This window comes from Ruegeria sp. HKCCE4148, from assembly GCF_017872495.1.
In the GTDB taxonomy this organism is placed as follows: Bacteria; Pseudomonadota; Alphaproteobacteria; order Rhodobacterales; family Rhodobacteraceae; genus Ruegeria.
This window is the reverse complement of sequence record NZ_JAEDOS010000003.1, coordinates 169107-191769: the sequence shown is the minus strand read 5'-3', so window position 1 is coordinate 191769 and position 22663 is coordinate 169107. Positions and strand designations below refer to the sequence as shown.

The following is a 22663-nucleotide window of genomic DNA, read 5'->3' as shown; positions in this document are numbered from 1 at the left end:
GAAAATCATGAGTCTAAAAAACATAGAAAAACCAAGGCAAAGAGCACCGTCCAAGCGGTCTTTGGAGACGCGGGCGCGGATCATGGATGCAGCGGAATTGGTCTTTGCCGAACGGGGATTCGAAGGCGCCTCGATCCGCGATATTGCCGCTTTGGCGGGTGTGCAGATCGGCCTGGTGCACCATCACGGCGGTGGAAAAGAAGAGCTTTTCTATCGCACCGTCGCCCGCCGCGCGGATGAGTTGGCGCAGTTGCGGGTCGAGACGCTGAACAAAGCCAGGGCCGAGGGGTCGCTGACATTGCACAGCATTCTGGACAGCTTTATCCGCCCTTATGTAGAGCTGGCTGAAACAGGTGGTCCGGGCTGGATGGCCTATGGCCGGCTAGTGGCGCATGTGTCCGTCGATCCAAGGTGGAGCGACATTGCGGCTGAGTGTTTCGATCCGACGGCCCAGCATTTTATCGCAGAGATTGCTGCGCTTTATCCTGATGTTGATCCGGCAGTGTTGGCCAGTGGTCAGGTGTATACGGTTTCAGCCATGTTGGCGCATCTCAACAGCGGCTGGCGCGTTAGGGCGCTGTCGCAAGGTGGTGATCAGCCTGACATAGAGCCCTTGGTCGAGTTTTGCGCCGCAGGTATTGCAGCAATGGTCAAAGCCAGTCGAGGCTGATCGCCTTTCACTCCTGCTGCAGGTGATCAAATAGCATTGTGCTGAACACGGAAGGAGACGTGCGCACAGCGCTGGGTGAGGCGAAAAACCCAAGCATCAGGATCAGCAATATCAGGGCTGCCGCTGCAAGACACGCCGCCGAGAGTTGAAAGACTGAACGAACCATTGCGCAAATTCCTTTCCTGAATATCGAATTTCTTTGACAGTCCGGCGGGTTAGTCTGACTTGGCCAGTTGTTGCTTCAGCCGTTCATTCTCTGCCTGCAACTGGGCCAGCTGTTGTCCAAGCGTGTTCAGATGGGGGCGCAGCTCGGCTTCGGTGAAGCGAGGGGTGATGTGACGCGGGCAGTTCCAGTCCAGCGCCTCGACGCGGATGATCACGGCCCGTTCCGCCGGGGTCTCGGCCTCTTCGGGATACAAACTGGCTGCGGCCGCTTCGCCTTCGGTAAACTCGACACGCCCCAGGACCTTCAGGCGGCGTTGGTTGGCGTAATCCATCAGGATCATCGCGATACGATCATTCCCATCTAGGTTCCCGCGCGAGATATATTGCTTGTTGCCGGAAAAATCCGCATAGCCGATGGTCTGCGGCCCCAGCACTTTCAAAAACCCCACAGGACCACCGCGATACTGCACATAGGGCCAGCCGGTTTCGGACACAGTGGATTGATAGAACCCATCCCGTGTCTGAATGAACTCTTTTTCGGGCTCGCCGATCAAGTGGCCCTGCTGTGGTCCACTTTCGATGAACTTGGCATAGGTTTTTGCCGATCCCATCCGCTCTTGATGGGCGCGGACGGCAGGGGTGAAGGCACGTTGGGAAAAGGCACGGGGCATGGTAAGTCCTTTCAAAGACCTAAATCTGACAGTCCGGGATGATCTTCGGGGCGTTCGCCTTGCGGCCAGTGAAACAGACGGTCCTCTTCGGTGATCGGCAAATCGTTCAATGAGGCGTGGCGATGCGACATGCGCCCGTCTTCGGCAAATTCCCAGTTCTCGTTACCATAAGAGCGGAACCACTGGCCGCTGTCGTCTCGCCATTCATAAGCATAGCGCACTGCAATGCGATTTCCGGAAAAGGCCCAGAGTTCCTTGATCAGGCGATAGTCCAGTTCCTTCCGCCATTTGCGCGTCAGGAAGGCGTGGATGTCGGCATGGCCAGTCAAAAACTCGGCCCGGTTTCGCCAATGACTGTCCTCGGTGTAGGCGGGCGTCACCCGGTCGGGGTCGCGACTGTTCCAGGCGTTTTCCGCCATCCGCACTTTCTGAGTCGCGGTTTCAAGCGTGAAAGGGGGCAGAGGGGGGCGAGACATAAGGCAAGAGCTTTCAGGCAAGTGATGCGGCCAGAAGGGCCATGGTCAGAAGGAACGGAACGTACTGAGATGGAAAAATGCTGGCACGACGTTTCATCGGTCAAATCCTCTGGTGTACTGATCGGTTAACTTTCGACCTCAAAGTGTACCGATCTGTTAACTTTTGCAAGGACAATCTTCAAAAAATTTCAATTTGAGACTGTTGAAGTCAATAAAGTTCCATAAAATCAGGGACTTGATTTGATGTTATTGTACTTTGCGTTTTGGGCTAATATGTACAGAACGGTACACTATGGAGCCGAATCATGCGCCCAAACAAACGGGACGAACTGGTGAGCAAGGCCCTGAAGGTCTTTTACCGCGATGGGTTTCACGCGACTGGCATGGACAAGCTGGTGGTGGAAACGGGCGTGTCCAAAACATCGATGTACAAGCACTTCCGCACCAAGGAAGAACTGATCCTTGCGGCACTACGTCTGCGGGACGAAAACTTTCGCGATTGGTTCTTGAAACGCATCGATGAGATGGCAGAGACTCCGGTCGAGCAAATCCTTGTCAGTTTTGACGCTTTGAAAGAATGGTTCGAAGAAGATGAGTTCCGGGGGTGCATGTTCATCAAGGCAGGCGCTGAATTCCAGGACCCGGATCACCCGATCCATGTACAGGCTGCCGAGCACAAGCAATTCCTGCTGGACCATTTCACTTCGGTTGCTGAACAGGCCGGTGCTCAGGATCCGCATAAACTGGCCTGCCAGATTGTACTTTTGCAAGAGGGAGCAATTGTCTCTGCCGTTCTGCTTCAACACTGTGATCCTGCGCGGGACGCCAAGGATGCGGCGAAAAAACTGCTGGCCTCGGCACTGAACTAAACCTGCTCAGCTAAACTGTTTCTGCTTGGATTGTCGGGCAATGAACGTTGCGTTGTTCCACTTCAGGACGCGGCGTCACACGCATTGGCGTGAATCGGACAGAGCGCTAGGCTTTAACAAAAGACTTTCTGGAGAGCGTTCGATGCCACTTTTCACTTCAACCGCAGCTTGGGTCACCGATGAACACCGCATGTTTGCCGACATGGCGGGCCGGTTCATGGATGACGAACTGACGCCGAATATCGAAACCTGGGTCGAAAACGGTGTGGTGGATCGCGACTTTTGGCGTAAGGCGGGTGAAACCGGACTTATGGCGGGAGCAATCCCCGAAGAGTATGGTGGTGTCGGCGGCGGCATGGGGTTCGATGCAATCACCGCCTACGAACAGGGCGCGCGTGGCGATGCCGGTTGGGGCTATGGCATTCAGTCGATTGTGACGCATTACCTCACCGCCTATGGCAACGAAGATCAAAAACAGAAATGGCTGCCTAAACTTGCCTCGGGCGAGATGGTTGGCGCGTTGGCGATGACGGAACCTAGCACCGGGTCAGACGTGCAGGCGGTGCGGACGACGGCTGAAAAAGACGGAAACTCTTATCGTTTGAACGGCTCGAAAATCTTCATCACGAATGGGCAGTCAGCTGACCTGATTATTGTGGCGACCAAGACAGACAAATCCGAAGGCGCGCGTGGTGTGTCTTTGATCGTGGTTGAAACCGAAGGGGCCGATGGCTTCCGCCGGGGGCGCAACCTTAAAAAACTGGGAATGAAGGGCAACGACACGGCCGAGTTGTTCTTTGAAGATGTCAAAGTGCCAATGACGAACCTGCTGGGAGCTGAGGAAGGGCAGGGCTTCTACCAGCTTATGAAACAACTGCCGTGGGAACGGTTGAACATCGCGATCATGGCGCTGGGCGCGATTGATTTCGCCATCGCTGAAACGGTCAAATACGTTCAGGAACGCAAGGCTTTTGGGCAACGGGTGATGGACTTCCAAAACACCCGGTTCAAGCTGGCCGAATGCAAGACCAAAGCCGAGGTTCTGCGCAGCTTCATCAACGACTGTATCGGAAAGCTGGAAGCTGGAGAGCTGGACGCGGCCACCGCCTCGATGGCCAAATATTGGGGATCTGAGGTGCAGAACGAGATCATGCATGAATGTCTGCAACTGTTCGGCGGTTATGGGTTCATGATGGAATATCCGATTGCACGACTTTATGCGGATGCGCGCGTGCAGATGATCTACGGCGGCACCAATGAGGTGATGAAAGAGTTGATCGCACGCTCGATCGACGTTTGACGGTTTCCAAGGGGCTCACCTCCGTCGTCATCATTCCAGCCGGAATACCTTCTCCGGTTGGGCCTGCCAGGCTCGGGAAAAGCCCGCGACTGCGGGGTCTTTTTCGTCGCAGGCGCGCTTTGACGTGCCCGCTTGCCAAGGGGGGAAAACGATATGATGATCCGGGCCAAAGACTCAGAGGCCCGACGTGAACGATCCCGAAAATGCTCTGTGGCGCAGCACCTGTGCCGAGACTGTTTCAGCACCTCGCCTGACCGCTGATACTTCTGTTGATTTGGCGGTCATTGGCGGTGGATACACCGGATGTTCAGCGGCTTTGGAAGCCGCCCAGGCCGGTGCTTCGGTCTGTCTGCTTGAGGCGCAGGAGATCGGCTTTGGCGGATCGGGCCGTAATGTCGGTTTGGCCAATGCAGGGCTTTGGTTGCTGCCGGACGAAATCCGCGCGCATATCGGACAGGTGGCCGGAGATCGCCTGATCGATCTGCTGGCGCGGGCCCCGTCTGATGTGTTTGCATTGATCGAAAAACACAGCATCGCATGTGAGCCTGTGCGTAACGGAACCTTGCATTGCGCGCATTCCGCAGCTGGTTTGAAAAACCTGCAAACGCGCCACGCGCAGTTGAGCGCAGCAGGTGCACCGGTGGAATTGCTTTCGATGGATCAGGCGCGGGAAAGAACCGGTAGCGATGCCTTCCATGGGGCGTTGTTCGATCCTCGCGCCGGAACCATACAGCCGCTGGCTTATGTGGCCGGATTGGCGCGAGCGGCGGCGCAGACCGGGGCGCAGATACACGGGCAAAGCCCGGTGCAGACCATGCGCCATGAAAACGGCCAATGGGTGTTGACCACACCGGGCGGGGTGGTGCGAGCCAAGTCCGTCATTCAGGCGACCAACGCCTATCACCTTGGCTTGCCAGATACCGCGCCCGCCTATGTGCCGGTTTATTATTTTCAATACGCGACCGCTCCGCTATCGCATAAATTGCGCGCCAGCATTCTGCCGCAAGAAGAAGGGTGCTGGGATACCGGTTTGATCATGACGTCGTTTCGCCTGGATCAGGCGGGGCGCATGATTATTGGCGGCATGGGCGACCTTGGCAATGCAGGTCAGAGCGCACACACCGCCTGGGTCCGGCGTAAACTGGCAGAGCTTTACCCGCAATTGGCCGACCAGCCGTTTGAGCAGGGTTGGCACGGGCGGATCGCCATGACCTCGGACCATATCCCGAAGATCACGCAGATCGGTCCGAACGCTTTGGCCGCCCACGGGTATTCCGGTCGCGGCATCGGACCCGGCACGGTGTTTGGTCGCATGATGGCCGAGAGCCTTCTTGCCGAAGACCCGTCACGTTTACCTGTGCCCGCCGTGCCTGAGCATCGCGAAAGCTGGACACGCGTGCGCCGCGCCTTTTTTGAATCCGGCGCAGCGTTGACACATCTGATAAAGGCACGGTTCTGAGGTCAGACAGACCGGGTGATGCCGCCATCCACCCGGATATTCTGCCCGGTGATGTAGCCGCCCCCTTCGGATGCCAGCAGGGCCACGACCGAAGCGATCTCGTCGTAGCTGCGTCCATAGCGACCCATTGGAATGCGACTGCGGAACTCCTCTTTCTCGGGCAGGCTGTCAATGAAGCCCGGAAGAACGTTGTTCATGCGGATGTTCTCAGAGGCATATTTGTCCGAGAACAGCTTGGTGAAAGCGGCCAGACCAGCCCGGAACACACCAGATGTCGGAAATACCGGATCAGGTTCGAATGCGGCAAAGGTCGAGATATTGATGATCGACCCACCACCTTGCGCCTGCATGATCGGCGTCACCAGTCGCGTCGGACGGACCGCGTTCAGGAAATAGACATCCATGCCTGTGTGCCAATCGTTGTCCGTCAGCTCAAGGATCGGCGCGCGGGGGCCGTGACCTGCAGAATTGACCAGAACGTCGATGCGACCCCAATGGGCCATCGCCGCATCGACAAGCTTTTGCAAATCTTCAGTGGACTGGTTCGAGCCGGTCACACCGACGCCGCCCAACTCATGCGCCAGGGTTTCGCCTTTGCCCGAGGCGGACAGAATTCCCACCTTGTATCCGTCTGCAGCCAGTCTGCGTGCGGAATCCGCACCCATGCCGCTACCGCCGGCTGTGATAAGAGCTACTTTTTCCATCTGAAATCTCCTTTTTTCATTTGATTCCAAGATGGCGATCAAGGCCCGGTTTGACCAATCAGTTATGCTGGCTCTATGCTGTAGAAAATCTACAGGATCATGCCATGGCCGCCCTTCCCCCTCTGAACGCCTTGCGGGCTTTTGAAGCTTCTGCGCGGCATCTGAACTTTCGACTGGCCGCCGAAGAACTGGGCGTGACGCAAGGCGCCGTTGCGCAGCAGGTACGGGGGCTCGAGGCGCGATTGGGCGAGGTTCTGTTCGACCGTCTGCCACGTGGCTTGCGGTTGACGGAAGCCGGGCGCCGGTTTCATTCACCTTTACGCCGGGCTTTCAGGTTGATCGAAGAAGCCGTTGAAGATTTGTCTCCTGACCGCCGGGTCACATTGTCCGTCACGCCCAGCTTTGCATCAAAATGGCTGGTACCGCGATTGTCGGGGTTCACAGACCTGCATCCGGATATCTCGGTTCAAGTGGATGCACGCGAGCGCCTGGCAGATTTCAAATCGGATGGCGTGGATCTGGCGGTCAGGCAGGGCAGGGCGCCGTTTGGATCTGACCTGGTTGCCGAGCCATTGTTCTCAACCGAATTCGTCCCAGTGTGTAGCCCCGCCATTGCCGGACAAGTCACCCATCCCTCTGACCTGCTGGGCCAAGTGCTGCTCAATGACACCCATGGGCTGTGGCCCTTGTTTCTTGAGAGGGTGGGCGTAAACGGCAAGCCCCGAATGATGAGTTTCAGCCAGACCAGTCTTGCGATTGATGCCGCGCTCTCAGGGCAGGGGGTCGCGCTGGCCAATGCGCCGCTGGTCGCGCCCGAGGTTGCCTCGGGCCGTCTTGTCCGGCCGCTTGAGGATGTTTTGATCGAAGATCTTGGATTTTACATCGTCGCGCCGCGCCAGCCGCGCCAGCCGCAACTGGTTGAGATCATGCGCAGCTGGCTGTTGTCTCAGGTCTGAAGCGTGGTTGCGATTGCCTCGATCCGGGCACGCAACCAGCGGTGGGCAGGGTCATTTGCGGATCGCTGATGCCAGACCATGTAGATGGACACAGGCGGGCACTCGAAAGGCAGCGGGGCACAATCCAGAGTGGCGAGTGGCCCCTGTTTCATCAGCGCAGTATCGGTCGAGATCAGATTGCTGCCCCGCACAAACGCGGGGATTGCATTGAAATGCGGCAAGGTCACAACAGAGGGTCTGATCTGGCTTTGATCCACGCCACGCATGACCGCACGGGCGCTTCGGCCATCAGCAAAGCGCACCTCGACATGATCGCTGTTGCAATAGGCTTGCCAGGTGTCCGGCGGATTGCGTTGCGCGGCGTCGTAGAACACCATCAGAGGGCTGTTAATCAGCCGTTTCTGAAAGATGTCCGGCCCGTCGGGTGGAAGCGGAGTAAGCATCAACTGGCATCGGTCACTGCGCAGCAAGTCAGGTTCTGGTACTCCTGAGGGAATAAATTCCAATTGCAGACGCGCACCCTCGGCTCGGAATTCGCGCAGCAACCGTGGAAAGATCAACTCGCGCGGCATGTCATTGGTTGCGATGCGAATTTCCATCCGTTCAGACAACGGATCGAACGGCCGCTCGTCGGTCAGCGCGCGCATCCCGTCCAGCACGCTCTGCACCGGGTCTTTCAGGGACAAGGCACGCTCGGTTGGGGTCAGGCCCTGACCCGAACGGACAAACAGCGGATCACCCAACACCTGCCGCAGCTTGGCCAAGGTGTGGCTGATCGCGGATTGTGTGACGCCCAGTCGGTCCGCAGCTTTCGAGACCGAGCTTTCCTCGAGTATGGTCAGAAATGTGCGCAGGACTTTGCCGTCGAGGTCAGTGAAATCGATTTTGCTCATATCATTTATGATTAAGCATGAATGGTTTTGCTGTCCATGGCGGGTTAGGGGACGGGCAGCAACAGGAGGCGCATAATGGGAATCCGCTTTTTCTCGGATAAGAACCGGCCCGTTCATATGGGCCGCTATCCGCTGGAGCGTTTGGCCCGACAGGATGATATGCCAGACCTGTCGCTTGTGCCTTCGATGGCTGAACTGAGCTTTCATCGACCGGAACATCCCGACAGCATCGTCAACGCGATGGGCGAGTTTCAGGCGATGATGGACGCCATCCGCGACGGGTTGGTAAACCCGGTTGCGTCAGAGATACCTTCAGACCCGCAGGAACGTGCCGACCATCTGAAAGCGTTTGGGTATTTCAACGATGCGTCAATGATGGGCTGCGGGCCTTTGCCGTCGGCTGCTTTGCTGGCGCAGCCGCGCCGCAACCCGGATATCGACCGGCTTGCCCATGCATTGCGCACGCGACAAACCAAGACATTGGCTTCGGGCATCGACGTCATCATGGCCGATCTGAAAGACAGTATGGAAGCTGCGCCCGGGCCGATTGACAGCCACAAGCATAGCATCGTGTTTCTGTACGAACACAACCGAAACCCGGATCCGTCCGAACCCGGCGCAGACTGGATCACAGATGCGCAGGATCATCGCGCCTGTCTGCTGGCCACCGAGAATGCCGTGGTCATCGCCAACTATATCCGTCTGCTGGGTTTTGACGCGCGCGCGCATAGCGTGATGTCCTCTGAGGTTGATTTGGGCAAGTTGGCCGTGGCCGCCGGGCTGGTCACAGTCGAAGACGGTGAATTGATTGCGCCGTGGCTGGGCACGCGATTTGGTCTGGCTGCCGTCACGACTGAGATGCCGATTGCCCATGACCGACCGCTCCGACCCATGGCGCAACAGCCGTGGTTCCGGACGCAAGGGCCAGCATGGTGGTTGGGAACGGGCTTTGCCAAGAATGCCCTGAACCGTGATCCGTATTCCAAACGACGGTACGTGGACGGGGCGCATCCATTCGAGAAACTCAAACGGGTCGAGACACCAACCACGTATATCGACGAAGAAAACGTCGCCCGCGTTCCCAAACGCGCTGACATGTTTGCCCGTGCGCAATTCGGGGATATGGGCAAATCGCTGCAGGATGCGGCAAAGGGCGGTTACTATGTCCGCAAGGCCGCGCCCAGCTTTGCCCAACGGCGTGCCTTGGGGGCCTTCGTGCTGTTGCAGGATGGCGAAAGCGCTGAGGCTATAAAACCAACTGACGCCCAAAGGAATGCGGCAAATGTAAAAGCGGCGACCTATTTCCTCGGAGTCGATGCGGTGGGCCTTAGCCGCTGCCCAGAATGGGCGTGGTATTCTCATGATGCGACGGGTGAAGAAATCGTACCGCCCCATGATCAGGCGATCAGCATGATCATCGATCAGGGCTATGAAACGATGGAAGGCGCCAGCGGTGACGACTGGATCAGCGTTGCCCAATCCATGCGCGCCTATCTGCGCTTTTCGCTGCTGGGCGGCGTGATTGCGCAACAAATCCGCAACCTCGGTTACAAGGCCAAGGCGCATACGGTGATGGATGGTGAGGTGCTGCAACCGCCGCTTCTGTTGCTGTCCGGTCTGGGTGAGGTCAGTCGGATCGGAGAAGTGATCCTGAACCCATATCTGGGCCCTCGTTTGAAATCCGGGGCTGTGACCACCGATATGCCGATGGAGCATGACAAGCCGGTTGACTTCGGCTTGCAGAGCTTTTGCGAGTCTTGCAACAAATGCGCGCGCGAATGTCCGTCGGGTGCGATCACGGCCGGGCCGAAGCTGATGTTCAACGGCTATGAAATCTGGAAATCCGACAGCCAGAAATGTGCGACCTATCGTGTGACAACACCGGGAGGGGCGATGTGTGGGCGGTGCATGAAAACCTGCCCGTGGAACCTTGAAGGCATCTTCAAGGAACGGCCGTTCCGCTGGGCCGCGATGAACATCCCCTCTGCCGCGCCTGCATTGGCCAAGCTGGACGATGCGGTCGGCAATGGCGGTCTGAACGACATCAAGAAATGGTGGTGGGATATCGAGCTGCAGCCGGACGGTTCCTATCGCCCCACAACGCACCCGTTGAACCGGCGTGACCTGCAAACGGATCTGGACCTGAAATACGAAGATCAGACGCTGGCTGTCTATCCCGCTTATCTGGCCCCGCACCCGTGGCCCTATCCCTTTGCCATGGATCGAGAGGCCGGGATTGCGGCCTATGAGGCCATGGTGACAACCGATGAATACAAGTCGCGCAAGGCCAGCGGGGATATGTCGGTCATCCACCGCTATCAGATCAGCGGTGATGCACCGGTGATGCGGGTTGCCGTGACCAAGGTCGATAAGATGACTGCTGATGTAACGAAGTATGAATTCTCAACGCTGGACGGTGCGCCCCTGCCGGGATGGACAGCGGGCGCACATCTGGACGTATTGGTCGCACCGGAATATCTGCGGCAATATTCGATGTCCGGCGATCCGTCAGACAGGTCGACCTATCAGATCGGCGTGCTGCGCGAGGATGAGGGGCGCGGTGGTTCGGCGTTGCTGCACCGTATCTTCTCTGAGGGGCGCAAGGTTTTCATTTCAAAACCCATTAACCATTTCGAACTGGACGAAACAGCAACCAAGAGTTTCCTGATGGGTGGCGGTATCGGCATCACCCCGATGATCGCCTTTGCCCATCGTCTACACGCGCTAGGACACGACTTCGAGTTGCACTATTCAGCCAGCACCCGGAGCGGGGCAGGGTACCTAGAGGATCTGGCCGCGATGCCGTGGGCAGACCAAGTGCACTACCATTTCTCAGATGAAGGTACCCGCGCCGATTTGGATGCGGTCCTGTCTGGGTACAAGGAGGGTTGGCATGTCTACACCTGCGGGCCAGATCGCTACATGGATGGGGTAATGCAAGCGGCAGAACAGCAAGGCTTCCCCGAAGAGGCCCGGCATCTAGAATACTTTTCGGTTCCCGAACAACCCGAATATGAGAACCATCCGTTTGAGCTCAGACTGGCACGATCCGGGAAGACGCTGACCGTACCAGCAGACAAGGATGCGGCGCAGGTTTTGAACGAGGCGGGTTTTCATGTGGATGTGAAATGCGCAGACGGCATCTGCGGCGTCTGTAAATGCGATGTTATCTCGGGTGAGGTCGAACACCGAGATTTCGTTTTATCAAAGAAACAGCGCGAAGGGGCCATGATCCTGTGCCAAAGCCGCGCAGCAGAAGCCGATGGGGTGATCGAAATCGATCTGTGAACCCTAACCTTACGTGACATTTGGAGCGCTAATTTTAGTCGCTCGGCCCATAGACGCCGGGCGAGGGGTGAATTAACGTCGCCCGGAACCCAGATATCCCTGATCAACAGGTACGAGGTAGCTTCATGGATTATCACAGCCCCGCCAGCTTTGCCGAAGCCTCGGCTCTGGCCGCGAATGCGACGGGTATCACTCGGTTTCTGGCGGGTGGCACCGATGTTTTGGTGCAGTTGCGCTCGGAACTGGTGACACCCGATACGCTGATCGACATCAAGAAAATCAACGGTGTACACGACATCACCCGCAATGCCGATGGCAGTTGGACGCTGGGTGTGGCCACTACAGGCGCCGAGATGAGCGAGCATCCTGATCTGGGCAAGGACTGGCCTGGTGTGGTCGAGGCGATGGACCTGATCGGATCCACCCAGGTGCAGGGGCGTGCAACTTTGACCGGCAACTTGTGCAACGGGTCTCCGGCGGCTGATTCCGTGCCAGCGATGGTTGCAGCGGGTGTAACTGTCACGGTCACTGGTCCGGATGGCACCCGTGAGATTGCAGTCGAGGATATCCCAACCGGCCCCGGCAAGATCTCACTGGCGAAGGGTGAAGTTGTTTCCGCCGTCAACATTCCCGCGCGCGGTGAGAATGCAGGCGACGCATATCTGCGGTTTATCCCGCGTACGGAAATGGACATTGCCGTGGTTGGTGTAGGTGTCAGCTTGCGTCTGGACGGGGATACCATCACCGAGGCTCGGGTGTCGCTGGGGGCGATCGCTCCCACGGTTCTGCTGGTCGAGGATTGCGCGAAAGCCCTTGTCGGCAGCAAGCTGGACGATGCCGCGCTGGATGCGCTGGCCGCTGCGGCCTCGGCCGCTTGCAACCCAATCGATGACAAACGCGGCACCATGGCATTCCGCACCGAGGTCGCTGGCGTTCTGGCCAAGCGCGCTGCGAAAATTGCCTATGCCCGTGCAAAGGGAGAAAACGCATGAGCAAGCTCCACGTATCCACCACCGTGAACGGGGACGCCGTTGAATACCTCTGCGACCCGCGCGAAACCTTGCTGGATTGTCTGCGCGACAAGCTGAACCTGACCGGCGCGAAAGAGGGCTGCGGTACCGGGGATTGCGGTGCGTGTTCCGTCACCGTTGATGGCCGTCTGGTCTGTTCCTGTCTGATGCTGGGCGTCGAGGCCGAGGGTAAGCAAATCGAAACCGTCGAAGGCATTGCAGAGGGCGACGTTCTGCATCCGCTGCAAAAGAAGATGATCGAATACGCTGCTTTGCAGTGTGGTATCTGTACTCCGGGTATTCTGGTGGCGGCCAAGTCGCTGCTGGAGAAAAACCCGAACCCCACCGAAGAGGAAACCCGGTACTGGCTGGCAGGCAATCTCTGCCGCTGCACCGGGTACGACAAGATCATTCGCGCCGTGATGGATACGGCGGCTGAGATGCGGGAGGCGTCGTAATGGCTCTGGACGATCGGAAATCAGACTTCACATTTGTGGGCACCCGCCCCAATCGTCCTGACGGTCTGGACAAGGTGACAGGCCGCGCCAAATTCGGCGCGGATATTTCGGCACCCGGAATGTTGCACGGTGCTGTTCTGCGCTCTCCTCACGCCCATGCACGGATTGTGAAGATCGATGCGTCAAGGGCCGAGGCGCATAATGATGTCAAAGCCGTTGTAACCCGAGCGGATTTTGCCGACGTGCCGTTCAAGCCGGGGCTGGAAGGCGAGTTCTGGAATGTTCTGGAAAACGTCATGGCGGGTGAGAAAGCTCTGTATGACGGTCACGCGGTGGCGGCCGTGGCGGCGACGTCTGCGCTGGCGGCCCGTGATGCGCTTAAGTTGATCGAGGTCGAATACGAAGTGCTGCCCCATGTCACCGACGTGGACAAGGCAATGGCTTCGGACGCACCTATCATCCGCGAAGGCGCGGCAGACTATTCCGTACCCGAAGGGATGCACCCCAACGTGGTCCGCTACCATGAAAGCGGTCACGGCGATGTCGAGGCCGGATTTGCCGAGGCCGATCTGGTGATCGAAGACAGCTTTGTGACCGAGGCGACCCACCAGGGTTATATCGAACCGCACGCCTGTCTGGGCATGCTGGGCAATGACGGTAAAGGCGAGCTGTGGTGCACAACGCAAGGCCACTGGATTGCGCAGAAAACCTGTGCAGCTTTGCTGGGCATCGAAACCTCGCAATTGCGGGTGACTGCGTCCGAGATCGGCGGCGGGTTCGGCGGTAAGACCACCGTTTTCATCGAGCCTGTTGCGCTGGCGCTGAGCCGCAAAGCCAATCGTCCGGTCAAGATCGTCATGACGCGTTCAGAAGTATTCCGTGCAACCGGCCCAACCTCTTCTGCATCGATGGATGTAAAGATCGGGATGAAGACGGACGGTACAATTTCGGCAGCACAAGGCGTGTTCCGCCTGCAAGGTGGGGCGTTCCCCGGCGCACCGGGCGACATGACCGCTATGTGTGCCTTTGCGCCCTACAATCTGACCAACGTTAAGCAAATTGGCTATGACGTGATGTCGAACCGGCCCAAGCAGGCGGCCTACAGGGCACCGGGCGCGCCGATGGGGGCGTTTGCGGTTGAATCGGTCATCGATGAGCTGTGCAACAAGCTGGGTCTCGACCCCGTCGACGTGCGCCTGAAAAACGCCGCCCATGAGGGTACCAAGGCCAGCTATGGCCCGACCTATGAACGCATCGGTCTGGTCGAAACGCTTGAGGCTGCCAAGGCGCATCCGCATTACGCAGCACCGCTGAAACCGGGGCAGGGGCGGGGGATTTCCTGCGGGTTCTGGTTCAACCATGGTGGTGAGACCAGCGTATCTTTGGCCTTGTCCGAAGATGGCTCGGCCCAGCTGATGGTCGGAACGCCTGACATTGGCGGGTCGCGCGCGTCGATGGCGCTGATGGCGGCCGAGGTTCTGGGCATTGCCTATGAGAACATCCGTGTCACCGTCGCCGACACCGCGACACTGGGTTACAACGACGTGAGCCACGGCTCGCGCGTGACCTATGCCTCGGGTCTGGCCACGATCAAAGCCGCAAAACATGCGGTCGAGAAACTATGCGAACGCGCGGCGGCCAAGTGGGGCATCCCGGTTGATGCGGTGAAATGGGAAGACGGATGCGCGGTGCCTTCGGGCCCCAATGCAGGCGATTTCGATCCGATGCCGCTGGCCGACATCACTGCGGATATGGGTTCAACCGGCGGCCCGATCTCGGGCCACTTTGAAGCCACCCCGGAAGGTGCGGGCGTGTCTTTTGGCACTCATATTGTCGATGCCGAAGTCGATCCTGAAACCGGCAAGACCTCGATCACCCGTTACACGGTCATTCAGGACGCCGGTAAAGCGATCCACCCGACCTATGTTGAGGGTCAATTCCAGGGTGGAGCCGCACAAGGCATCGGTTGGGCTCTGAACGAGGAGTACATCTATGGCGAGGACGGGCGCTTGCAGAACTCGATCTTCCTCGACTATCGCATTCCCGTTGCCAGCGACCTGCCGATGATTGACACGGTGATTGTCGAAGTACCCAACCCCGGCCACCCGTTTGGGGTTCGTGGTGTCGGCGAAACGGGCATTGTCCCGCCGCTGGCGGCCATCGCCAATGCGGTGTCCAACGCCGCTGGCGTTCGGATGAAGCAACTGCCAATGTCCCCGCCGCGCATTCTGGCCGCGCTAAAGGACAATGGTTGAGGTCCACCTTTGGTCTAGCCTCCGGTCATTGACCGGGGGCCAACAGGTGGTGGAGGTCGAGGCCAAAACCACCGGCGAACTTTTACGTGCGTTGGTTCAGGCCCACCCGCAATTGCAAGCCCCCATCGATGCGGGGGTCTCTATCGCGATTGACGGGCGCGTCATTGCCACCGGGCTCACTGAACCAATCCCTGAGGGCAGCGAAGTCTATCTGATGCAACGCCTCAGGGGCGGTTAGGCATCAGGCGACCAAGGCTCGCGCCCGACCATCCGGTCGGCTTCGGCTGTGATGTCGTTCATGTGCTGCTCAAGGCTCAGGCGCAGGGCCTCAAACTCTTCTTCGCTGGCTTTGCGAGGCACCGTTTCGGTCCATTCGCGGCACAAAAACACTCCTTCATTGCGCCAGGGGCGTGGCATCAGCAAGCGGTCCCATGTACCGGCCTCGCGCCCGTGTTTCGCAGAAAAGGTGATGCCAAATACCCGTTTGCCCGATGTACGCGCCCAGACCAGAGGCACAGTTGAAAGCACCCGTTCTGGTCCGCGTGGCCCATCCGCAGCAATGCCGATGGAAATGCCCTGCTTCATCTTACCAAGCACTTCACGCGACAGGGCCACGTGTCGCTTGTGGCTGGACATGGCGATTGTGTCCATGCCGAACTGTTCCTGCACCCGGCCCACCATGCTGCCGGCGCGGGCTGCGGACGTGATCGAACAGATCCTGCCCTTGTCCAGCGGAAAGAAATACGGGGACTGCGCCAGCCGCTGGTGCCACAGCACAACGATGACCGGCTCTCCCTGTTCAGCCAGTTGGTCCAGTTCTTCATACCCGATGCGTTGCCAGCGCGTGTTGCGGTTGACCCATCGAATATAGCTGGCGATCCGACGTGCCACCCAGTTCAGCACAACTTCGCTGTCTGCGATCTTCTTGCGGAGGTTCACTCGGGCTTCCTTTAGTTGACCGGACCTTGTCTTAGCGCACTGCACATTTTGCGCAACTTGTTTGTCGGATAAGATAGTGGAGCGGAATTTGAAAAAGCCTCTTGAGTCCGCTGCGCGGCTGGCATATCTGGGTGCTCACCACAGGGGTATAGCTCAGTTGGTAGAGCGACGGTCTCCAAAACCGTAGGTCGCGGGTTCGAACCCTGCTGCCCCTGCCATTAAAAACCACAGCAAGAACTTGGTTTGGTAATGTGCAGAGCACGCCCAATGGTTCGCACGTTTTTTAGGTGTAAACACTGCTGACAACCTGAAGCGCGCCGGGACGCGTCTTGCGATGTGGTTCAAGTCATTCTGAATTTTCAGGAAGAGAGATTGGCTTCGGTTTCTGTGCCCAAATTTGCCGATAATCCTGAAACAGTTCGGAATTCTTTGGGTGAAGAGTTGCCAAGGAGCAAGCGGCCCAAGTGGCGATGCCGTATTCGGCGTCGCTTTTTTTGGTATTTGAGCGTGCAGTGCAGCGGCTTCCAGTGTTGACTACTTGTGCGTTGGCGCCAAATCCCCGCGTCAGTCGAAACCGTTTCAATAAAGGCGTGGCGCGTGAATTGGCCACTTTTTCATGGTCCGTTATGCAGCTGCCACATGAACGTGTGGCCAACGGGGCGTCCACGGACTGTTAACCATTAGCGAAAACAGTTTGCTTCGACGGATAAAAGCTAGGCGACCGAGGGGTCAGACCAGCAGTGCTTGGTCTCCGATGTTTGTCTTCCGCCGAGTAGGCATCGTTTTTGCAGGATGCCCGCCGATCGTCAGCGCAAGGTCCTGATAAAACCCGTCGCTGTCGAACCACCAGCGATGGGATTTCATCATTTTGCGCTGCGCCTTTGGTACGTCGCGCTTGTATTGCTCGTTGCAATAAATGTCCCAATGACCTTTCGAGGTCAGCTTTGGCATTCCAACGCGACCCACGCGTTGCCGCCCGCCATGCACAAGTCCGCCAGACAGGGCCAAAACCTTGTCCCTGCTGCTGTAATAGTTGGTGAATCGCTTGCTACGCTTTTTGAGAACCAGATCTCCCCAAGCGCCTTTTTCAAGCCACTCTGCGTCGACATCGCCAGACGCAAACATGATCTGACCCGCGGACCAAATCTTGTTTCCCGGTCCAGCCGAATCCCCGAAATCCGAGAAACCGCGCAGAACGACCAAAGCCCCCATGGAATGTGCAATCAGGTGAACCCTTGGGCGAGAAGGCATCCCCAACAGCGGTAAAATTCCATCCCCCACGAGGTGTGGGGCAACTGCCTTGGCGTCGGAGCGGTCTGAGTCATACGCATGAATCGACCCATCACTTGGCCAGTCAAAGGCCACAACGGCCCCCTGATACCCGTTGGCCCTTACCCCGTTTTCAATCTTTTCAAGCCGGTCCAGCATACTCTTCTGGCTGGTGTTGAAACCATGGACATAGATCAGGACGTCCGAATCTCCGCCCTCTTGGCGGACAAGATCAAGCCATTTGGCCTTTTTGACGATGCCGCCTTTGCGAATTTTACCGCTCGGGCTTTTTTGCGTGATGTGAACGTATCTGGTTTTTGCAGCGGGCTTGAAAGTGAATTTCTTTTTTTGCGCGTTATAGGTGCGGCGGGAAAAAAACAGGGCCATGTGTCAAACTCCATTCCAAGTAATCCAAGAAATGTGCCACGAAGCGCCCTTTTCACAAAGCTCAATGTTCTGATCAATGCTTTGGACTTCTTCAGCCAAAGCGCAAACAGGGTTCCTCTGGCCAACCAATCCCTGTTTCCTCTGACCGCCGAATGCCCTAGTGTCCGGTGCAAACGAACACACGCACGAGGACCCATGTCGCGCTTTGATGGATATTTCCTGCGGCAATTGCTGATTCTGTTTGGCTTTTTCACCCTTGTGCTAGTCGGCGTGTTCTGGATCACCCGGTCGGTCAGCCTGTTTGACCGCGTGATCAGCGGTGGTCAGTCCGCGATGGTTTTTCTGGAATTCACTGCCCTGACCCTGCCAACTTTGATCCGCACGGTCATGCCCATGGCCGTGTTTGCTGCTGCTGTTTACGCCACCAATCGTCTGAGCCGGGAAAGTGAGTTGACGGTAATGCTGGCCACGGGCTCCAGCCCTCGCAGGTTAGCCCGTGCCGTCGTTCTGTTTGGGGCGATTACCGGCCTGATGATGGCGGCAATCAGTGTTTTTCTGCGCCCCGCTTCGGTCGAGCAATTGGAGATTCGGCAAGCAGAGGTCGCTGGCGATGTGACGGCGCAGTTGCTGAACGAAGGCGAGTTCCTGCACCCGGCCGAAGATGTTACTGTATATATCGGCCAGATCGATCTGGACGGGACACTGCGTGAGGTATTTGTCTCGGACCGGCGCGATCCTGAAAACGCGGTCAGCTACTCCAGTGCCACTGCCTATCTGGTCAACAATGACATCGGCATTCACCTTGTTATGGTTGACGGCGTGGCGCTGCGCCTGACCAAAGAAGGCAGACGGTTATCTTCGACCCTGTTTCAGGACGCGTCATACGACATCTCCGAATTGACCAGTACAAGCCCGATGGCCAAACGTAGTCTTGAGGCTATCCCAACCGTTGAGCTGATTCAGAACCGCAGTGAGATTTCTGCCGCCGAAGGGTATAGCGAGGGCAAGCTGGTCGAAGAATTGCATCAGCGGTTTTCCTGGATCGCCATTTGTGTCGCTGTTGCCCTGGCAGGGTATTCGACACTTATGCTGGGCAGCTTTTCGCGGTTTGGACTCTGGCCCCAAATTCTGGGTGCGTTCACGATTCTGGTGCTGCTCGAAGGTGTGCGCGGGTTTGTATCTCCTGTCGTTATCGACGACCCCAAGCTTTGGATCCTACTTTATCTTCCGGCTATCATGGGGGTGCTGATTTCCGGTGTCTTCCTGTTGATCGCGGGGCGTCCGATCCTGCGCAAGCGAATGCGTTCGGACAAGACGTTGGTCACGCCCGCCTAGGCGCGCAGGTCGGTGAGGCAACTCAGAAGCTCGTCAAGTTCCGGCTGGTCACTGCGTGTGACCAAGTACACTGGCAACCGCAATGGAACGCTTTCTGCAACACGTTCCAGATCGCCAGATTTCAAATGATCTGAAATGACGTAATCGGGGAAATAGCCGCGTCCGCCGCGTTTTAGGACATAACGCAGCGCCATTATGCAATTGCCCAGAAACAGGGTCTGACCAGACGCCTGTCGCGCGGCGGATCTGACATGGTCCTGATAGACTTCGCCCAGCTCAAGATTGACGAAAACCAGATCCTCTTCGGCGGTGTGCTTCTGTGGCGTCTGCACCAATGACAAAGCCTCAGGTTCCAATTCGCACCAAGTCACCCGCCGGTCCGCAGGCTTTTCATGCGTGATGGCTGCATCCAGCACATGAGTTGCCACTGCCTCGATCATGTTCAGATCGTGGTCGTAGTTGAGCGTCAGTAGAAGCTTGTCAAAGCGCTGTTCAAAGCGTACGGCAAGGTCCACCAGCAATGGGTCCCATATGCTGAGTTGCCCACCCAGGCGCAGCGCAGGGCGGCTTTGGGTCTGATCAGGTAATTCGCGCGAGGCAAACGCCCATAGCGACAGCATCTGCTCAGCATAAGGCTTGAATTGCTGCCCGAATCCAGTCAGCGCCGTGCCACCGGCACCACGTGTGAAAAGCGGTCTGCCGGTTTCCTCCTCGATCAGGCGAATGCGGGCACTAACGGCTGTCTGGGTCACGTTCAGCTTTCGGGCCGCCGCGTGGAACCCACCCGTTTCAGCAACACATAGAAAAGTCTCAAGAGCTTTGGTTTGCATATTGAAAGTATTTTTTCATCGAAGTGATAAAATCAATTCATTTTTTTGAGTAGGAGACTCGCTGTATTCTGCGGGGCAGGAAACACGCCGGAGAAACAACCATGCTGGATAAAAGCCACAAGCCGACCTGGACTAGTTTTGAAGAAGCGACCAAGGCCGACTGGGACGCCGTATTGGAATATGAGGAAGCGTATAATGCAGCTTTGCCGGACCGAATCCTCGACGCCATTCGGTCATTGGACGAGGAATGGACACCCTATCCCGTGAACCGCTATCAACACAGCCTGCAGGCCGCGACGCGCGCGTATGAAGACGGGGCAGATGAAGAGTTGGTGGTCGCGGCCCTGATCCATGACACTGGCGATATTCTGTCACCCTACAACCATGGTGAGCTGTCAGCGGCGATGATGAAGCCCTATGTCAGCGAGAAAACCTATTGGATTCTCAAACATCACTGTGTGTTTCAGGGCTATTATTACAACCACCACTTGGGCGGTGATCGCAACGCGCGCGACAAGTACCGCGACAGCCCCTATTGGGAGGACTGCCGCTATTTCTGTCACGAATACGATCAGAAAGCGTTCGACCCGGATTATCCGACCAAACCGTTGGAGTTTTTCGAGCCCATGCTGCGCCGTGTCCTGAACAAAGGCGAGGGGCATATGGAGTTGAACGAAACCTCTGACGCTTAGCAGGCCGCCATCAGGCGATAAACGATCTGCGCGGCAGTGAAGTCCCAGGCGGCATTGCCGTCCGGGGCCAGTTCGACCACGTCGAAACCTACGCATATGCGGCCCTTCAGTGCGTGTTCGACCAGACGCAAGGCCTGATAGTAGCCCAAACCTCCTGGCACGGGCGTTCCTGTTGCGGGCATCTGGGAGGGGTCCAGGCCGTCGACATCAAAACTGACATAGACCAGCTCGGGGAAATCTTCGGGCAGGTCGACTGCGTGGATGTTTCCGGTGACCAGTTCCTCTGCGTCCAAATGAAAAACACGGTTTTTCAGACGGCTTTTGGCTTCTTCGGTGGAAAAGGCGCGGACGCCGAATTGGGCCAAACGGATGCCTTCCTCGGCCAGCAGATGCATGACCGAGGCGTGGCTGTGTTTTTCGCCCTGATAGGCGTTGCGTAGGTCAGCATGAGCGTCGATTTGAACGATACCGATGGGTTGGTTCAGCGCGCGCGCCACGCCCATCACTGCGCCGTAGCTGAGGGAATGCTCGCCTCCCAATGTTACGGGCACTTTGCCTGCTCGGACGGCAGCTTCGGTGCGTTGGGCGAGGCGTTCCATGATGTTGGGCAGGGCAGCGTCGCAATCCAGCGGCTCTTCGGTGAAGATACCTTCGACACAGGGTTCCGCGTGGCCGGTGATACGTTCCAGTTCGTTGCTGGCTTCGATAATCGCCTCGGGGCCTTTGGCTGTGCCTGACCCGTAAGACACGGTGCGTTCCAGCGGGACCGGGATCACGCGAAAACGGGCGTCCTCGGTACGCTCGGCTTCGGTCAGTTCACTATCGAGGAAAATGCTCATGAGAGGCGGTCCTTAAAGTCGTTATAGCCGAACTTTTTGATGATTTTCAGTTCGTCCGTTTCGCTGTTCCACAAGGCGATGGTTGGCAGGGGAACGCCGTTGAAGGTGTTGGTTTTGACCATTGAATAATGGGCCTGATCAAGAAAGGCGAACCGCTGACCGATCTGCAATGGCTTGTCCCAAGTGTAGTCGCCGATCACGTCGCCGGCCAGACAGGAGGGACCACCCAAGCGGTAGGTATGGCCCGCCTCGGCCTCGTCCATCAGGGCGGGGCGATAGGGGGCTTCGATCACGTCGGGCATGTGACATGTGGCTGAGATATCAGTAATTGCGAGGTTCATGCCGTTTTTCGGCAGGTCGAGGATTTCCCCAACCAGAATACCCGCATCCAACGCGACGGCTTCACCGGGCTCGAGGTAGACCTCGACGCCATGGGACTCGCGGATGGCTTTGATGAAGGCAACCAGCCCTTCGCGGTCGTAATCGTCACGGGTGATATGATGGCCACCGCCGAAGTTCAGCCATTTGAGTTGGCCCATAAAGGGGGCGATTTTGGGTTGAACGGCCTCCCAGGTACGTTGAAGCGGTTCGAACCCTTGTTCGCAGAGCGTGTGCATATGCAGGCCATCGACACCGGCCAAAGCCTCGGTGGTCAATTGACTCACTGGGGTTCCAAGCCGCGAACAGGGGGCGCAGGGATCGTATTTTGGAATTTCGCCTTCGGAATGTTCCGGGTTGATGCGCAGACCGACTTGCACCTTGGCAGCCTGAGCCCTGGCAAGAAACCGGTCCTTTTGTGCCGGAGAGTTAAAGATGATGTGGTTCGAAAGCGATAGGATTTCATCTATGTCGGCGTCTTTGTATCCCGCGCAGAAGGTGGCAACCTCTCCACCATATTCCTCGCGACCCAGGCGGGCCTCATAGATGCCGGACGCGCAGGTGCCGCCGAGATGCTGACGCACCAAAGGTGCCAACGAGAACATCGAAAACGCCTTCAGCGCGCTTAGGACATGTGCGCCGGATTGCGTGCCAATGTCGGAAAGGATGGTCAGGTTGCGTTCGACGGCTTTTTCGTCGACCACAAAGCAGGGCGTGGGGACGAGGGTGAGGTCGAAATTGCGCAAGGCACCTGCGTCTCCGGCCTGCGTGGTCATCATGTCGGGCATGTCCGGCGTCTCTGGGTTGTGGAGAGGCCGGG

Annotated in this window: 21 protein-coding genes and 1 tRNA gene; 13 read left to right on the top strand and 9 right to left on the bottom strand. The window is 57.6% G+C overall.

Annotation, left to right across the window (positions count from 1 at the left end):
- Positions 1-7 precede the first annotated feature (7 nt).
- Positions 8-670 carry a TetR family transcriptional regulator gene (locus tag I9187_RS10765; RefSeq protein WP_171621286.1) on the top strand — a complete coding sequence of 221 codons (663 nt, stop codon included), beginning with the start codon at positions 8-10 and terminating at the stop codon, positions 668-670.
- Between the two features lie 215 nt (positions 671-885).
- Here I9187_RS10765 and I9187_RS10760 read toward each other — a convergent pair whose 3' ends face one another.
- Positions 886-1506, bottom strand: a complete 621-nt coding sequence (locus I9187_RS10760) for a pyridoxamine 5'-phosphate oxidase family protein (RefSeq protein ID WP_171175992.1) — start codon at positions 1504-1506, stop codon at positions 886-888.
- Positions 1507-1517: 11 nt separating this feature from the next.
- Positions 1518-1982, bottom strand: a complete 465-nt coding sequence (locus I9187_RS10755) for a nuclear transport factor 2 family protein (protein ID WP_171175990.1) — start codon at positions 1980-1982, stop codon at positions 1518-1520.
- Positions 1983-2287: 305 nt separating this feature from the next.
- On the opposite strand from I9187_RS10755, the gene I9187_RS10750 reads away from it, so the two are divergent.
- The 3 genes from I9187_RS10750 to I9187_RS10740 all read left to right on the top strand — a co-directional run bounded on the left by I9187_RS10750 (position 2288) and on the right by I9187_RS10740 (position 5610).
- A complete protein-coding gene (locus I9187_RS10750; protein ID WP_171175988.1) occupies positions 2288-2851 on the top strand; it encodes a TetR family transcriptional regulator in 564 nt (187 codons plus the stop codon).
- 142 nt (positions 2852-2993) lie between these two features.
- Complete coding sequence (locus I9187_RS10745) at positions 2994-4151, top strand: acyl-CoA dehydrogenase family protein (RefSeq protein ID WP_171175986.1); 1158 nt, start codon at positions 2994-2996, stop codon at positions 4149-4151.
- 187 nt (positions 4152-4338) lie between these two features.
- Entirely contained in the window at positions 4339-5610 is a 1272-nt protein-coding gene (locus I9187_RS10740) for an FAD-binding oxidoreductase (protein ID WP_209509508.1), read from the top strand.
- 2 nt (positions 5611-5612) lie between these two features.
- Here I9187_RS10740 and I9187_RS10735 read toward each other — a convergent pair whose 3' ends face one another.
- Positions 5613-6314, bottom strand: coding sequence for an SDR family oxidoreductase (locus I9187_RS10735; RefSeq protein ID WP_171235666.1), 702 nt, complete (start codon positions 6312-6314; stop codon positions 5613-5615).
- Between the two features lie 104 nt (positions 6315-6418).
- Here I9187_RS10735 and I9187_RS10730 point away from each other — a divergent pair, with 104 nt between their 5' ends.
- Positions 6419-7270 carry a LysR substrate-binding domain-containing protein gene (locus tag I9187_RS10730; RefSeq protein ID WP_171175980.1) on the top strand — a complete coding sequence of 284 codons (852 nt, stop codon included), beginning with the start codon at positions 6419-6421 and terminating at the stop codon, positions 7268-7270.
- Here I9187_RS10730 and I9187_RS10725 read toward each other — a convergent pair.
- On the bottom strand, positions 7261-8163 hold the full coding sequence (locus tag I9187_RS10725; RefSeq protein WP_171175978.1) for a LysR family transcriptional regulator: 903 nt from the start codon (positions 8161-8163) through the stop codon (positions 7261-7263). The two genes, I9187_RS10730 and I9187_RS10725, sit on opposite strands and share 10 nt — an antisense overlap.
- A gap of 75 nt (positions 8164-8238) precedes the next feature.
- On the opposite strand from I9187_RS10725, the gene I9187_RS10720 reads away from it, so the two are divergent.
- The 5 genes from I9187_RS10720 (at position 8239) to I9187_RS10700 (ending at position 15412) form a co-directional block, all read left to right on the top strand.
- Complete coding sequence (locus I9187_RS10720) at positions 8239-11451, top strand: reductive dehalogenase (RefSeq protein WP_171727411.1); 3213 nt, start codon at positions 8239-8241, stop codon at positions 11449-11451.
- A 125-nt stretch (positions 11452-11576) separates the two neighbouring features.
- Positions 11577-12443, top strand: a complete 867-nt coding sequence (locus tag I9187_RS10715; RefSeq protein WP_171175974.1) for a xanthine dehydrogenase family protein subunit M — start codon at positions 11577-11579, stop codon at positions 12441-12443.
- Positions 12440-12919, top strand: coding sequence for a (2Fe-2S)-binding protein (locus I9187_RS10710; RefSeq protein ID WP_171175972.1), 480 nt, complete (start codon positions 12440-12442; stop codon positions 12917-12919). Before I9187_RS10715 ends, I9187_RS10710 begins: the two co-directional genes overlap by 4 nt.
- Positions 12919-15174, top strand: coding sequence for a xanthine dehydrogenase family protein molybdopterin-binding subunit (locus tag I9187_RS10705; protein WP_171175970.1), 2256 nt, complete (start codon positions 12919-12921; stop codon positions 15172-15174). Before I9187_RS10710 ends, I9187_RS10705 begins: the two co-directional genes overlap by 1 nt.
- Positions 15167-15412: a MoaD/ThiS family protein gene (locus I9187_RS10700; RefSeq protein WP_171175968.1), complete on the top strand. Its 246-nt coding sequence runs from the start codon at positions 15167-15169 to the stop codon at positions 15410-15412. Before I9187_RS10705 ends, I9187_RS10700 begins: the two co-directional genes overlap by 8 nt.
- On the opposite strand, the gene I9187_RS10695 is transcribed toward I9187_RS10700, so the two are convergent.
- On the bottom strand, positions 15409-16113 hold the full coding sequence (locus tag I9187_RS10695) for a DUF374 domain-containing protein (protein WP_171175965.1): 705 nt from the start codon (positions 16111-16113) through the stop codon (positions 15409-15411). The genes I9187_RS10700 and I9187_RS10695 overlap by 4 nt on opposite strands.
- A 142-nt stretch (positions 16114-16255) precedes the next feature.
- Between I9187_RS10695 and I9187_RS10690 the strand changes: the two genes are divergently transcribed.
- A tRNA-Trp gene (locus I9187_RS10690) sits at positions 16256-16331 on the top strand.
- Positions 16332-16842: 511 nt separating this feature from the next.
- Here the strand turns inward: I9187_RS10690 and I9187_RS10685 are convergent.
- On the bottom strand, positions 16843-17769 hold the full coding sequence (locus I9187_RS10685) for an alpha/beta fold hydrolase (protein ID WP_171175963.1): 927 nt from the start codon (positions 17767-17769) through the stop codon (positions 16843-16845).
- Positions 17770-17964: 195 nt separating this feature from the next.
- Between I9187_RS10685 and lptF the strand changes: the two genes are divergently transcribed.
- Positions 17965-19104 (top strand): LPS export ABC transporter permease LptF, encoded by a 1140-nt coding sequence (gene lptF, locus I9187_RS10680; protein ID WP_171727387.1) that lies wholly within the window; start codon positions 17965-17967, stop codon positions 19102-19104.
- Here the strand turns inward: lptF and I9187_RS10675 are convergent.
- A complete protein-coding gene (locus tag I9187_RS10675; RefSeq protein WP_171175960.1) occupies positions 19101-19934 on the bottom strand; it encodes a LysR family transcriptional regulator in 834 nt (277 codons plus the stop codon). The genes lptF and I9187_RS10675 overlap by 4 nt on opposite strands.
- Before the next feature lie 101 nt (positions 19935-20035).
- On the opposite strand from I9187_RS10675, the gene I9187_RS10670 reads away from it, so the two are divergent.
- Complete coding sequence (locus tag I9187_RS10670; RefSeq protein ID WP_050604869.1) at positions 20036-20626, top strand: HD domain-containing protein; 591 nt, start codon at positions 20036-20038, stop codon at positions 20624-20626.
- On the opposite strand, the gene speB is transcribed toward I9187_RS10670, so the two are convergent.
- Together speB and nspC are read right to left on the bottom strand one after the other, a co-directional pair.
- Positions 20623-21465 (bottom strand): agmatinase, encoded by an 843-nt coding sequence (gene speB / locus I9187_RS10665; RefSeq protein ID WP_209940188.1) that lies wholly within the window; start codon positions 21463-21465, stop codon positions 20623-20625. The genes I9187_RS10670 and speB overlap by 4 nt on opposite strands.
- Positions 21462-22631: a carboxynorspermidine decarboxylase gene (nspC, locus tag I9187_RS10660; RefSeq protein WP_171175955.1), complete on the bottom strand. Its 1170-nt coding sequence runs from the start codon at positions 22629-22631 to the stop codon at positions 21462-21464. Before nspC ends, speB begins: the two co-directional genes overlap by 4 nt.
- Positions 22632-22663: the final 32 nt, after the last annotated feature.